The following is a 12,030-nucleotide window of genomic DNA, read 5'->3' as shown; positions in this document are numbered from 1 at the left end:
TCCGTCGCCAACGGTTGTAACTTCCGATGAGATCGGTACAATGGCCCCGCTTGCCGAGAGGCCAGCGTCGTTATGGTGACCCCATCGGTCCCCCCGCAACGATTACCCGTGAACCTGGTCAGAGCCGGAAGGCAGCAGCCACAGCGGGAACATTGTGTGCCGGGGTGTGGCTGGTGGGGTTGCCTCCATAACGCTCTTCCTTGCAGTCCCCCTTCGATTCAAATCCAAATGACCTGTTTTCAGTCAACTGCCGATGTTTTATTGCGCGGTCGATGATGGTTGTTTCACAACTTTCCAACACCCCTCTGGACAACCCCAAACTGCCTTGTTAGTTTCCGCCGGCCACTTGTTACAGAGTATGACGAGGGCACCGAATTGATATTGAAGTGCCATCACTTCTTTAACTAACAAGGATGTCTGTGATGAAAAGCCTGCAAGGGTTACCCCGTCTTATCAGTGCTTCGGTAGGTGCGCCGGGTAAAGCCCGCAACTTGCCCGCCGATGTGCAGTGCATCCAGTATTTATTCAATCTGATCATTCCCAAGATGGGTTTCCCGCTGGCCGAAAACGGCAAGTGCGATGGCCAGTTGGTGCAGTGCATCAGCCAATACCAGTTTCGCCACCTCAAGTATGCCCATCCCGATGGCGTGGTCGACCCCACCGGTCGCACGTTCAACAGCCTGATCGAAGAAGCGGTGAAGGTACCGGTGAAGGCCTTCCCGACGATGCGCATCCCGAGTTTTCTCAATGCATTCGGCAACAACCAGGGCGATGCCGTGCAGGCCACGGTCAATGTGTACCTGGACCGCATGCGCGCGATGATCGAGGCCGAGCGGCGTAACCGGCAATTGATGCTCCAGGCCACGTGCGACGGGGGCATGACCCTCAGCGAAACGGACTTCCAGAACGCCGCCACGCAATTGGGCAGCGGTATTTCGGTGAATATCATCAAGGCCTTCGCCACTGTGGAATCAGGTGGGCGTTCCGGGTTCGGCCCGGCCAAGTTGCCGGTGATCGCGTTTGAAGGGCACTTGTTTCGCAAGTACACCAAGCACATCTACGACCAGGCGCACCCGCTGCTGTCCTACCCCTACAAGAAAAAGGCCGGGCCACAGTGGCAGGCCAATAACAAGGACCAGGCCAAGGCTTGGGAAACCATGGCCACCGCTTTTGGCCTGGACCAGGAAGCGGCCCTCATGTCGGCGTCGTGGGGCATGTTCCAGATCATGGGCTTCAACTTTGCCTCGTGCGGCTACAAGACGGTGTTTGAGTTTTCGGCAGCACTAAAGGTGAATGCCGGTAACCAACTAAAAGCGTTCCTCGGTTTTTGCAGCAAGAGCTCGGCATTGATGAAGGCCATGAAAGCCAAGGATTTTACCGGCATGGCACGTAACTATAACGGCGAGGACTACGGCAACTACGACGTCCTTATGCAAAAAGCCTACGAAAAACTTGAAGGGAAAAAATAGGATGATCCGTTTTCTAGCGATAGGTGTGTTGTCGTTGTGCGCCGTGGGTCCTGCCTTGGCCGGTTCGGCCGCGTTGCATTCGGGCAAGTACGAAGGGCTGATGCTGGCGGTGACGCCGGAGCATCAGGTCGAAGGGTTCTATTCGGAAGCCATGGGCGAGGGCGTCACCCGCCGTTGCGCGTTTTACCTGCAAGGCAAGCCTGAGGCGCTCACCACGTGGCTTGACGAGACTCATCCCGGCAGCCTGGCGCCTTCGACCGATGGCGTGACCCTGACGGTGGAAGAGGGCCGCCAGCACCCCGGCTGCCTGAACGTACTGATGCCGGAGATTGCCACCGGCCTGGACCTGACCCAGACCGCCAGCAAACAGTGGATCGGCCTGGTGACGGTATCTGCCGACAAGGCTTACCTGCTCAAGGCCCCAGGCGCCAAGGCCGCCAAACGTCCGTATATCGTCAAGCGCGATGTGGTCGGTGTGCTGGCCTTCAAGGACGGCTGGGCCCAGGTCGAATTCATCAATGCCGAGGACCGCTCGTTCAGTGGTTGGATCAGCCAGGATCAATACAGTCGCCTGGCCGCGCCTAACTGAGTCATCCGCCAAAACGCCGTAGTGTGCCGGGCACGCTGCGGCGTTTTGGTGTCTGGGGTTCAGGCCTTGTTGCGATTGAACAGCTTGCGAATCAGGGCGAGCAGCGCCACCACACCGATCACCAGAAACTTCTTCGCGGCAAGCAGGAAGATACCGATCTTGGCAAATAGCCCGGCCTTGGCGGCAATCCCGCCGGCAACCAACGCGGCGAGGCCGTAAGTGGCGAGCTTGTCGGTTTTCGGGTTGAAGTCGGTATAGAGGTTGCCGTCGGTGAAGTTGGTAAAAGCCAGGACCTTGGGCAGTTCCTGTTTGATGGTGGCCAGGTCGGCCATGGCGGCGACGGCATTGAGTTCCAGCACCCCTTCACGGCCCAACACGCGGATGCTGTAGTTGAGGGTGGTCTGGTCGGCGTCGTCGGCCTTCAGTTCGCGGGCCCAGTACATCTTGTGGGTGGTGTCGTCGTAGTGTGGCGGCTCGGCCCAGCCCAGCAGGTGCAGGCCGGCGTAGCCTTGTTTCTGGCGCTCCTGGTTCTCTGCTTCATCTTCTTCCTGCATCTGCTTGAGCAGGTCGGCGTAGTCGATTTTTGCCGCATCTTCGTCGGAAATATGCCCATCAGCCTTGTAGCTCACGATCACGCCCCAGCCGCGTTCCGACAACGGGCTGACGGCTTTGGGCACGATCATGCCCAGGGTCTTGAAGCCCGGCGGGTTACCCCAGCCGTCGGTCAGCAGACGCTCGGTATCGGCAGGGTCGAGGTAGTAGAACTCGTCGTTGAGCTTGAGGGTGGCAATGCCGCTGGGCAGGGTGACCGTGCCGGTCTTTTGCTTGAGTGACGCCAGAAAGTGTTCCGCCGTTTCGGCGGGTGCGCTGGCTTCAACGGGGGCAGGCGCGGCAGCAGCAACGGCGGGTGCAGCAGGCAGACTCAGGGCGGCTGCCGCTAACAACAAGCGGAAGTAATTCATGGTAGTCCCTTACATTTTGAATTAATTTCGCGAGAGGATAACCGAAACAACATGTTGCGAGTTAGCCGAACGTCTCCCGCAACAGCCCGGCGAATGCATCCCTGGCCAGATGCCGCTGGGTGTCCTTGTGCCAGAACAGCAGGTTATCCACGGCCGCCAGCTCTTCAAATCGATAAGACGCCAGCTGGTTGGCCTGCTCATAGCGGGCCAGGATCCCCTCCGGCGCCAACGCCACGCCAATCCCCGCGCTGACGCAGCCGATAATCGTGCCCCAGCTGGCATAACTGGCGATGGTCGGCTTGAAGTCATGGGGCTTGACCCAGTTTTCCAGGGCTGCGCGATACGGGCAGCCGGGTGGCCATACCAGCAGGGTGCGGCCGGCGAGGTCCTCGGCGCCACTGATGGGGGCGCTGGACGCGCTGGCGATCAGCACCAGGCGTTCGCTGTAGACCACGCTGTGTTCGAGCTTGGTGCGTTTGTTGCCGGCGGCCACCAGCGCCACGTCCAGGCGGTGGTGTTGCAGGTCGTCGAGCAACGGGCCCCAGGCGCCGGTCACCAGTTCCAGGCTGACATCGGGGTAGCGCCGATGATACTCCGCCAGCAGGGGCGGCAAACGCCCGCTGGCGCTGGACTCCACCGCGCCGATACGCAAGGTGCCACGGGGAATCGCATTGGCGTCCACGGCGCGTTTGGACTCTTCCACCAGCGCCAGGATGCGCTCGCAGTAATCCAGGAAGATCTCACCGGCGGCACTGATGGCCAGTCCACGTCCGGCGCGGATGAATAGCGGTGTGCCCAGCTCGCCTTCCAGCTGCTTGATGCGCGTGGTGATGTTGGACGGCACGCAATGCAGCAGCACGGCCGCCTGGGCCACGCTGCCGGTTTGTGCCACGGCTCGCACCATTTTCAGTTGGGCCAGTTCCATTGCTCAGTTCCAGTGATTGCAGAAGTCAGAAACGGTTAATTGTCCTGCGCCTTGCCCGGGCCAAGACTGACGGCACTCCTTCCCGGTTTCTGGACGCCATCGATGAATACCCCTTCACCTGTAAAGCTTACGCTAGTCATCGCCAGCGTCATCCTGTGTTGGGCCTATTCGCCGATTGGCGTGCACATGGGGCTGCACAGCTACAGTCCGGGCCAATTGGCGTTATTAAGGTTTTTGATTGCCTCGCTGTTCATGGGCGGTGTGGCACTGGTGATGGGCATCGGCCGGCCGCGCCTGCGGGATGTTCCGTGGTTGCTGGTGCTGGGGTTCTTCGGCGTGTTCCTGCATCACACCAGCCTCAACTATGGGCAGCAATGGGTAACGGCGGCGGCGTCCAGCGTCCTGGCGCAGTCGGCGCCGTTGTTCAGTGTGCTGGTCGCGTTTTTCTGTCTGAAGGAACGGGTCAGTGCCTGGCGCTGGGGCTGCGTCTTGCTGGGGCTGCTCGGCGTGCTGGTGGTGATCTGGGGGGATCAGGGGCTGGGTGAGATCGACCCGCGTGGCTTGTTGATCCTGCTGGCGGCGGTGTCGTGGAGCGTGTACTTCGCCCTGCAGAAACACTATGCCCACCGCTACAGTCCGCTGACCATGGCGTGCTACATGGTGTGGGCGGGCACCCTGATGCTGTGTGTGAACCTGCCGGGCCTGCCGGCTGCAGTGGTGCAGGCGTCGTTGGCAGAGAACGTGGCGGTGCTGGTGCTCGGGATTTTCCCCAGCGCCTTGGCGTATCTGGCCTGGGGGTATGTGTTGAAGCATGTGGAGGTCAGCCGCGCGTCGGTGGCGATGTACCTGATCCCGCCGGTGGCGATGGTGATGGCCGCGACGTTGCTGGGCGAGCACATTGCCGTGCAGGTGATGCTGGGCACTGTGATCGTGCTGGCCAGCGTGGCGGCCATCAGCCTGGAGGGGCGCTGGTGGTCAGTCGTTCAGGCTAAACGCGCGCAAGCGGTGGCCGTCGAGGTCCTGGGCGACGAAGGTGTAGCCGAAGTCCATGGGCGTCGGTGACTGGACAATGATGGCGCCCCGTTCTGCCCATTGGTCGTGCAACGCGTCCACGGCGGCCATGTCGGGCAGCGAGAAGCCCACTTCACCGCCACCGCCTGTGAACCGGGCTGCCGGCTCGACGGTATGACGCGACCACAGCCCGAGCTTTACCCCGTTGTCCAGAATGAACAGGGCAAAGGTCGGGTTCAATTCGACCGGCGGCTTGCCCAGCAGGCGGCTATAGAAATTGGCACTGGTGGCCGGGCTGTCGACGTACAGCAGGAAGTAATGGGCGAGGGTGTTCATGTGGGCTCCTTGAGAACGGGCGTGGTGTGGCGCCGAGTCTATAAGGAGTGCCTGTCAGTTTTTGTCAGGAGCGTGCAGGGGCACCGGGTCTTCGCCAGTGTATAGCTTGATGATGTCGTCGATTTCGCCGGACATTTTCATCCGCAGCAAAGTGCGCAGGATCTTTTGGGCCGGCACGTCGGGATCGTTGCGCACGATGCAACCGAGGTTTTGCTCCTCAATTACCGCAACTTTGTGCAAGCGCTGGCTGATTGGCATTTTCTGGTTGAAACGGTCGACGATCCATTCGTTGCTCACTGCGTAGTTGAATCGCCCCGCCACCAGCTTGTGCAGCACCTGTTCTTCGCTGCGTGCATCGTCGCGGGTGAGTTGGCCGTTGGCAAACAGTGGATCAAGGGCGCCATAGCGATAGTTGAGCACCGTGCCGATCGGCTGGGGTGTCAGCTTGAGCACCTGCATCGGCTGGTTGCGCACACTGACCAGCACATTGCGCTGCACCATTAAAGGCAAGCTCCAGATGTAGTCGCCGGACAGGTTGTCGACCCACGCCTGGGTGACATAACAGCGCACATCAATATCCCCGTGGCCCATGGCTGTGGCGATACGGGCGCGGGCCAGCACGTGGAATTCCGCCGGCTGGCCAACCTGGGTGGCCAGGCTCAACATCAAATCATACAAAATCCCCTGTGTAGGCCGGCCGTTCTCCACCTGCACCATAGGCATCGCCCAACTGTCGGAAACCGAGAAACGCAGCGGTGCAGGCGCCGCCAGGCAAGCCGTGGTCATCATCCATAAAGCGCCCAGGACTACGCGCATACACTCTCCGGGTTCAGGCCTTTTCGGGGCCAGTCAGCAGAGCTTAGTCAGATTAGGCGAGCGTGCCGGATGCAATTTCCCCCTTGCTCCGCTAGCATTACCCGCTTCCGCTTCCCAGTTGCGACGGTTTTCGATGAGTTATCAGGTTCTTGCACGTAAATGGCGTCCGCGCTCGTTCCGCGAAATGGTCGGCCAGACCCATGTGCTCAAGGCTCTGATCAATGCCTTGGACAGCCAGCGGCTGCACCATGCCTACCTGTTCACCGGTACCCGGGGAGTGGGCAAGACCACCATTGCGCGCATCATCGCCAAATGCCTGAACTGTGAAACCGGTATCACCTCGACGCCCTGCGGCACCTGCTCGGTGTGCCGTGAGATCGACGAAGGGCGTTTCGTCGACCTGATCGAGATCGACGCCGCGAGCCGCACCAAGGTCGAAGACACCCGCGAGCTGCTCGACAATGTGCAGTACGCGCCCAGCCGTGGCCGCTTCAAGGTCTACCTGATCGACGAAGTGCACATGCTTTCCAGCCATTCCTTCAACGCCTTGTTGAAAACCCTGGAAGAGCCGCCGCCCTACGTCAAATTCATCCTGGCCACCACCGACCCGCAGAAACTACCTGCAACGATCCTGTCGCGGTGCCTGCAGTTCTCCCTGAAGAACATGACCCCCGAGCGCGTGGTGGAGCATTTGACCCACGTGCTGGGCGTCGAGAACGTACCGTTCGAAGACGACGCACTGTGGCTGCTGGGCCGCGCCGCCGATGGCTCGATGCGCGATGCCATGAGCCTCACCGACCAGGCCATTGCCTTTGGTGAAGGCAAGGTCATGGCCGCCGATGTGCGCGCCATGCTCGGCACCCTGGACCACGGCCAGGTGTTCGACGTGTTGCACGCGCTGATCGAGGGCGATGCCAAGGCGTTGCTCGAAGCCGTGCGCCACCTCTCGGAGCAAGGCCCGGACTGGAATGGCGTGCTCTCGGAAATCCTCAATGTGCTGCACCGCGTCGCCATCGCCCAGGCGTTGCCGGAAGGTGTCGACAACGGCCATGGCGACCGCGACCGCGTGCTGGCCCTGGCCCAGGCGTTGCCGGCCGAAGACGTGCAGTTCTACTACCAGATGGGCCTGATCGGTCGTCGCGACTTGCCTTTGGCACCCGACCCGCGCGGAGGCTTCGAGATGGTCCTGCTGCGGATGCTGGCCTTCCGGCCGGCGGATTCGGCGGACGCACCGAGACAGCCGCTAAAGCCAGTGGGGATCAGCCAGGCCACAGTTGATTCCGCCAAACCAGTGGCTGGCGCGGCGGTGGTCGCGCCAGTGGTTGCTGCCCCCGTCGCACCGGTGCCTGATCCGGCAGCGGTGGTGGCGGCAGCGGTGGTTGAGCCGGAACCGGTTATCGAGCCCGAGCCTGTGGTCGACCTGCCCTGGAATGACCCGGTAGACGCTGAGGCCGAGGTCGAACAGCAGCCCTATGTCGAGCCTGTCCTGGAAACCGTCGGTGAGCAGCCTGAGCTGACGCCGATGCCTGCGCCGACGCCGGACAGCGTGGTACCGGCCGCCCCCGAGTGGGTGTCGGCCCCGGTGCCCGAGCCGACTGTGGCCCAGGTCGAAGCCGCAACCCCGGGCATCGACCTCGACGACGAACCGCCGCTGGACGAAGATTACATCGAGCCGGACATGGATTCGGCCTACAGCTACCTGGACGACCTGGCCAGCGAGCACACCGCCGAGCCGGCCCCGGAACCCGAGGCGGAGCCTGCTGCGGCACCGGCCACCGGCCTGGCCCTGCAATGGCTGGAGCTGTTCCCGAAACTGCCGATTTCCGGCATGACCGGCAGCATCGCCGCCAACTGCACCCTGATCGCCATCGATGGCGACCACTGGCTGTTGCACCTGGACCCGGCCCACAGCGCCTTGTTCAACGCGACCCAGCAGCGGCGCCTCAATGACGCCCTGAACCAGTACCATGGGCGCACGCTGACCATCGCCATCGAGTTGATCAAGCCCGAGCAGGAAACCCCGGCCCAGGCCGCGACCCGTCGGCGTATCAACCGTCAGCGCGAGGCTGAGGACTCGATCCACGGCGATCCGCTCATCCAGCAAATGATGCAGCAGTTCGGTGCGGTCGTTCGCCAAGATACAATTGAACCTGTCGAAGCCCCGGTGCCCCAGGCGTCCTGACACCGGGCTATTCATTGATCCACGTACTTTTGAGGTGATTCCCATGATGAAAGGTGGCATGGCCGGCCTGATGAAGCAGGCGCAGCAGATGCAGGAAAAGATGGCCAAGATGCAGGAAGAGCTGGCCAACGCCGAAGTCACCGGTAAAGCCGGTGGCGATATGGTCAGTGTGGTGATGACCGGTCGTCACGACATCAAGCGCGTGAGCATTGACCCAAGCGTATTGCCAGGCGTGGGCGAAGATGACCTGGAAATGCTCGAGGCGTTGTTCGCCGCGGCCGTCAACGACGCCGTGCGCAAGATCGAAGCCAACAGCCAGGACAAAATGTCCGGCGTGACCGCCGGCATGCAACTGCCACCGGGCATGAAGCTGCCGTTCTGATCGCCAGGCTTTAGCTAGACTCCAATGCCAGGCCTCGTGCCTGGCATTTTTGTTTGTGCCAATCCAATCGAACCCTGGCGCGGCACCCATGGTCTGCACCCTATACCGATAGATTCGATCAAGGAGCCCCTTCATGCCTCACGAACCGACTTTGAACCAGCGCATTGTCCTGGTCTCACGCCCTCAAGGCGCACCCACCCCGGAAAACTTCCGCCTGGAACGGGTGACCTTGCCGGAGTTGGCAGACGGCCAGGTCCTGCTGAAAACGCTCTACCTTTCCCTCGACCCTTATATGCGCGGGCGTATGAGCGACGCTCCGTCCTACGCCGCACCGGTGGAAATCGACGAGGTGATGACCGGTGGGGCTGTCAGCCGTGTCGAGCAATCGCGTAATCCGAAATTCGAGGTGGGTGATCTGGTCGTCGGCGCCACCGGTTGGCAGAGCCACAGCATTTCCGACGGCCGCAACCTGATCCCGGTGCCCAATGGCCTGGCCAGCCCGTCCATGGCCCTGGGGGTACTGGGCATGCCGGGCATGACCGCCTACATGGGCCTGATGGACATCGGCCAGCCGAAAGCCGGAGAAACCCTGGTGGTGGCGGCTGCCTCCGGCGCGGTGGGTTCGGTGGTCGGCCAGGTGGCCAAGCTCAAGGGCCTGCGTGTGGTCGGGATTGCGGGCGGTGCCGAGAAGTGCCGCTACGTGGTGGACGAATTGGGTTTTGATGCCTGCGTCGACCACAAGAGCGCAACATTTGCCGACGACTTGGCCCAGGCCTGCTTCAAGGGTGTGGACATTTACTTCGAAAACGTCGGGGGCAAGGTGTTCGACGCCGTGCTGCCGTTGCTCAACCCCAAGGCGCGCATCCCCCTGTGCGGGCTGATCGCCGGCTATAACGCCCATGAAGCGCCCAGCGGGCCTGACCGTTTGCCGGCGCTGCAACGCACGTTGTTGACCAAGCGTGTACGGATCCAGGGCTTTATCGTGTTTGACGACTATGGTGATCGCCAGCCGGAGTTCCTCAGCGCCATGGCGACGTGGGTACGCGACGGCAAGATCAAGTTCCGCGAAGACGTGGTCGAGGGCCTGGAGCAGGCGCCCGAAGCCTTTATCGGTTTGCTGGAAGGGCGCAACTTCGGCAAGTTGGTGGTACGGGTCGCGCAGGATTGAGCATTTGACGCTAATCCGAGGCGCGGGTATAAACCGCGTCTCGTTGTTTTGTCGGACCACTCGCCCATGAGCTTCAGCCCCCTGATTCGCCAACTGATCGACGCCCTGCGCACGTTGCCGGGTGTCGGCCAGAAAACCGCCCAACGCATGGCGCTGCAACTGCTGGAGCGTGATCGCAGCGGCGGTACCCGGTTGGCCCAGGCCTTGAGCCAGGCCATGACCGGGGTGGGCCACTGCCGCCAGTGCCGGACCCTCACCGAAGAAGAACTCTGCCCGCAATGCGCCGACCCGCGCCGCGATGACACGCTGCTGTGCGTGGTGGAAGGGCCGATGGATGTGTATGCGGTGGAGCAGACCGGTTATCGCGGGCGCTACTTCGTGCTCAAGGGCCATCTCTCGCCGCTCGATGGCCTGGGGCCGGAGGCCATCGGCATTCCGCAGCTGGTGGCGCGTATCGAGGAGCAGGGCACCTTTACCGAGGTGATCCTGGCCACCAACCCGACCGTGGAAGGTGAAGCCACCGCGCATTACATCGCCCAACTGCTGAGCAACAAAGGCCTGGTCACTTCGCGTATCGCCCATGGCGTGCCGCTGGGTGGCGAATTGGAGTTGGTGGACGGCGGCACGTTGGCGCATTCGTTCGCCGGTCGTAAACCGATCGCGCTCTGACGATCAGCGCAGGATCAAATGTGGGAGGGGCAGTGCGGCGATTCCACTTGCCCCTGATAGCGTCAGTTCGCGCAGCCGTTACCGCTCGGTCAGGGCAAAGCGGGTCAGGCAAAACGTCGGGATGCCCATGTCTTCCAGGCGTTGCGAGCCGCCCAGTTCCGGCAGGTCAATGATCGCCGCCGCTTCAAAGATCTTCGCCCCCATGCGTCGCACCAGGTTGGCCGCCGCGATCAAGGTACCGCCCGTGGCGATGAGGTCATCGAACATCAGCACCGAATCACCTTCGCACAGGCTGTCGGCATGCACTTCGAGGAAGGCCTCGCCGTACTCGGTCTGGTAGCCCTCGGACAGCACGTCAGCCGGCAGCTTGCCCTGCTTACGGAACAGGATCAGCGGCTTGTTCAGTTGGTAGGCGATGATCGAGCCGATCAGGAAGCCGCGCGCATCCATCGCGCCGATATGGCTGAAATCGGCCTCGACGTAGCGATGGGCAAAGGTGTCAGCCACCAGGCGCAGGGCCTTGGGCGATTGGAACAGCGGTGTGATGTCACGAAAGATCACCCCAGGCTTGGGGAAGTCGATGACGGGGCGGATCAGGGATTTGATGTCGAACGAATCGAAAGTCATCGTCGAAGAGTCCTGGGCGGAAAACGGACTCGAAGTATACCTGCGGCCTCACCGATTGGCGCGGCCGCACGCGTCTGCATCAGCCTTCCAAGGAACCACCGGCGAGTGCGCACAGCTGGATCGGGTCGAGGATGTGCACTTCCTTGCCTTCGGCGGCCAGCAGTTCGCTCTGCTGGAAGCGGGTAAACACACGGGATACGGTTTCCACCGCCAGGCCGAGGTAATTACCGATTTCGTTGCGCGACATACTCAGGCGGAACTGGTTGGCCGAGAAACCACGGGCACGGAACCGCGCCGACAGGTTGACCAGGAAGGTGGCGATGCGCTCGTCGGCGGTTTTCTTCGACAGCAGCAGCATCATCTGCTGGTCGTCACGAATCTCGCGGCTCATCACGCGCATCAACTGACGGCGCAGTTGTGGCAATTGCAGGGCCAGTTCGTCCAGGCGCTCGAAGGGGATTTCGCACACTGAGGTGGTTTCCAGGGCCTGGGCCGACACCGGATGAATCTCGGTGTCCATTCCCGACAACCCGACCAGCTCGCTGGGCAGGTGGAAACCGGTGATCTGCTCTTCGCCGCTGTCGCTCAGGCTGAAGGTCTTCAGCGCACCCGAACGTACTGCATAGACGGAATCGAACTTGTCGCCCTGGCGAAACAGAAACTCGCCTTTCTTGAGCGGGCGACCGCGTTTAACGATTTCGTCCAGCGCATCCATGTCTTCCAGATTCAACGAAAGTGGCAAGCAGAGGGGAGCCAGGCTGCAATCCTTGCAGTGAGCCTGGCTGTGAGCGCGCAGTTTGACTGGCTCGGACATTTCTTAAATCCTTGTGGGAAAACACACATAAGACGTAAGGGTACCGCACTGGTGGGCAGTGAAGCCAGCCTGTACAAAAA

The 12,030-nt window shown here is 61.6% G+C and carries 13 protein-coding genes and 1 other RNA gene; 8 read left to right on the top strand and 6 right to left on the bottom strand.

What is annotated here, in order from left to right; all coding sequences use genetic code 11:
• Window positions 1-82: 82 nt before the first annotated feature.
• From ffs to AC07OP_RS06490, 3 genes are all read left to right on the top strand, one after another.
• Window positions 83-179, top strand: an RNA gene (gene ffs / locus AC07OP_RS06500) — signal recognition particle sRNA small type.
• 243 nt (window positions 180-422) lie between these two features.
• Entirely contained in the window at window positions 423-1,469 is a 1,047-nt protein-coding gene (locus AC07OP_RS06495; RefSeq protein ID WP_495100634.1) for an N-acetylmuramidase family protein, read from the top strand.
• A 1-nt stretch (window position 1,470) separates the two neighbouring features.
• Window positions 1,471-2,058: a hypothetical protein gene (locus tag AC07OP_RS06490; protein WP_495100635.1), complete on the top strand. Its 588-nt coding sequence runs from the start codon at window positions 1,471-1,473 to the stop codon at window positions 2,056-2,058.
• Window positions 2,059-2,117: 59 nt separating this feature from the next.
• On the opposite strand, the gene AC07OP_RS06485 is transcribed toward AC07OP_RS06490, so the two are convergent.
• Both AC07OP_RS06485 and AC07OP_RS06480 read right to left on the bottom strand, forming a co-directional pair.
• Complete coding sequence (locus AC07OP_RS06485; RefSeq protein ID WP_053132874.1) at window positions 2,118-3,020, bottom strand: DUF2167 domain-containing protein; 903 nt, start codon at window positions 3,018-3,020, stop codon at window positions 2,118-2,120.
• Window positions 3,021-3,081: 61 nt separating this feature from the next.
• A complete protein-coding gene (locus AC07OP_RS06480; RefSeq protein ID WP_115488449.1) occupies window positions 3,082-3,945 on the bottom strand; it encodes a LysR family transcriptional regulator in 864 nt (287 codons plus the stop codon).
• 102 nt (window positions 3,946-4,047) lie between these two features.
• On the opposite strand from AC07OP_RS06480, the gene AC07OP_RS06475 reads away from it, so the two are divergent.
• Window positions 4,048-5,007 carry a DMT family transporter gene (locus AC07OP_RS06475; RefSeq protein ID WP_495100636.1) on the top strand — a complete coding sequence of 320 codons (960 nt, stop codon included), beginning with the start codon at window positions 4,048-4,050 and terminating at the stop codon, window positions 5,005-5,007.
• Here AC07OP_RS06475 and AC07OP_RS06470 read toward each other — a convergent pair.
• Both AC07OP_RS06470 and AC07OP_RS06465 read right to left on the bottom strand, forming a co-directional pair.
• Window positions 4,921-5,292: a VOC family protein gene (locus AC07OP_RS06470; protein ID WP_495100637.1), complete on the bottom strand. Its 372-nt coding sequence runs from the start codon at window positions 5,290-5,292 to the stop codon at window positions 4,921-4,923. The genes AC07OP_RS06475 and AC07OP_RS06470 overlap by 87 nt on opposite strands.
• Window positions 5,293-5,346: 54 nt before the next feature.
• A complete protein-coding gene (locus tag AC07OP_RS06465) occupies window positions 5,347-6,108 on the bottom strand; it encodes a substrate-binding periplasmic protein (protein ID WP_115488447.1) in 762 nt (253 codons plus the stop codon).
• A gap of 133 nt (window positions 6,109-6,241) precedes the next feature.
• Here AC07OP_RS06465 and dnaX point away from each other — a divergent pair, with 133 nt between their 5' ends.
• The 4 genes from dnaX (at window position 6,242) to recR (ending at window position 10,509) form a co-directional block, all read left to right on the top strand.
• The gene (dnaX, locus tag AC07OP_RS06460; protein WP_495100638.1) at window positions 6,242-8,290 is read left to right on the top strand and encodes a DNA polymerase III subunit gamma/tau; all 2,049 of its coding nucleotides are present in this window, start codon (window positions 6,242-6,244) and stop codon (window positions 8,288-8,290) included.
• Between the two features lie 43 nt (window positions 8,291-8,333).
• The gene (locus AC07OP_RS06455; protein ID WP_003193199.1) at window positions 8,334-8,672 is read left to right on the top strand and encodes a YbaB/EbfC family nucleoid-associated protein; all 339 of its coding nucleotides are present in this window, start codon (window positions 8,334-8,336) and stop codon (window positions 8,670-8,672) included.
• Window positions 8,673-8,805: 133 nt separating this feature from the next.
• Entirely contained in the window at window positions 8,806-9,840 is a 1,035-nt protein-coding gene (curA, locus tag AC07OP_RS06450; RefSeq protein WP_495100639.1) for an NADPH-dependent curcumin/dihydrocurcumin reductase, read from the top strand.
• Between the two features lie 66 nt (window positions 9,841-9,906).
• Window positions 9,907-10,509 carry a recombination mediator RecR gene (gene recR, locus AC07OP_RS06445; RefSeq protein ID WP_027603720.1) on the top strand — a complete coding sequence of 201 codons (603 nt, stop codon included), beginning with the start codon at window positions 9,907-9,909 and terminating at the stop codon, window positions 10,507-10,509.
• A 78-nt stretch (window positions 10,510-10,587) separates the two neighbouring features.
• Here the strand turns inward: recR and AC07OP_RS06440 are convergent, their stop codons facing one another.
• Window positions 10,588-11,136 (bottom strand): adenine phosphoribosyltransferase, encoded by a 549-nt coding sequence (locus AC07OP_RS06440; RefSeq protein ID WP_027603721.1) that lies wholly within the window; start codon window positions 11,134-11,136, stop codon window positions 10,588-10,590.
• Between the two features lie 79 nt (window positions 11,137-11,215).
• Window positions 11,216-11,950, bottom strand: coding sequence for a fumarate/nitrate reduction transcriptional regulator Fnr (gene fnr / locus AC07OP_RS06435; RefSeq protein WP_027603722.1), 735 nt, complete (start codon window positions 11,948-11,950; stop codon window positions 11,216-11,218).
• Window positions 11,951-12,030: the final 80 nt, after the last annotated feature.

The organism is Pseudomonas sp. GW821-FHT09D08, from assembly GCF_059416305.1.
The sequence above is the reverse complement of the archived record's forward strand: the minus strand, read 5'-3'. Positions and strand labels throughout refer to the sequence as shown.

Bases quoted from the DNA above. Each gene is read 5' to 3' on its own strand.
- AC07OP_RS06495 (WP_495100634.1), top strand. From the start codon at position 423: ATGAAAAGCCTGCAAGGGTTACCCCGTCTTATCAGTGCTTCGGTAGGT.
- AC07OP_RS06490 (WP_495100635.1), top strand. From the start codon at position 1,471: ATGATCCGTTTTCTAGCGATAGGTGTGTTGTCGTTGTGCGCCGTGGGT.
- AC07OP_RS06485 (WP_053132874.1), bottom strand. From the start codon at position 3,020: ATGAATTACTTCCGCTTGTTGTTAGCGGCAGCCGCCCTGAGTCTGCCT.
- AC07OP_RS06480 (WP_115488449.1), bottom strand. From the start codon at position 3,945: ATGGAACTGGCCCAACTGAAAATGGTGCGAGCCGTGGCACAAACCGGC.
- AC07OP_RS06475 (WP_495100636.1), top strand. From the start codon at position 4,048: ATGAATACCCCTTCACCTGTAAAGCTTACGCTAGTCATCGCCAGCGTC.
- AC07OP_RS06470 (WP_495100637.1), bottom strand. From the start codon at position 5,292: ATGAACACCCTCGCCCATTACTTCCTGCTGTACGTCGACAGCCCGGCC.
- AC07OP_RS06465 (WP_115488447.1), bottom strand. From the start codon at position 6,108: ATGCGCGTAGTCCTGGGCGCTTTATGGATGATGACCACGGCTTGCCTG.
- dnaX (WP_495100638.1), top strand. From the start codon at position 6,242: ATGAGTTATCAGGTTCTTGCACGTAAATGGCGTCCGCGCTCGTTCCGC.
- AC07OP_RS06455 (WP_003193199.1), top strand. From the start codon at position 8,334: ATGATGAAAGGTGGCATGGCCGGCCTGATGAAGCAGGCGCAGCAGATG.
- curA (WP_495100639.1), top strand. From the start codon at position 8,806: ATGCCTCACGAACCGACTTTGAACCAGCGCATTGTCCTGGTCTCACGC.
- recR (WP_027603720.1), top strand. From the start codon at position 9,907: ATGAGCTTCAGCCCCCTGATTCGCCAACTGATCGACGCCCTGCGCACG.
- AC07OP_RS06440 (WP_027603721.1), bottom strand. From the start codon at position 11,136: ATGACTTTCGATTCGTTCGACATCAAATCCCTGATCCGCCCCGTCATC.
- fnr (WP_027603722.1), bottom strand. From the start codon at position 11,950: ATGTCCGAGCCAGTCAAACTGCGCGCTCACAGCCAGGCTCACTGCAAG.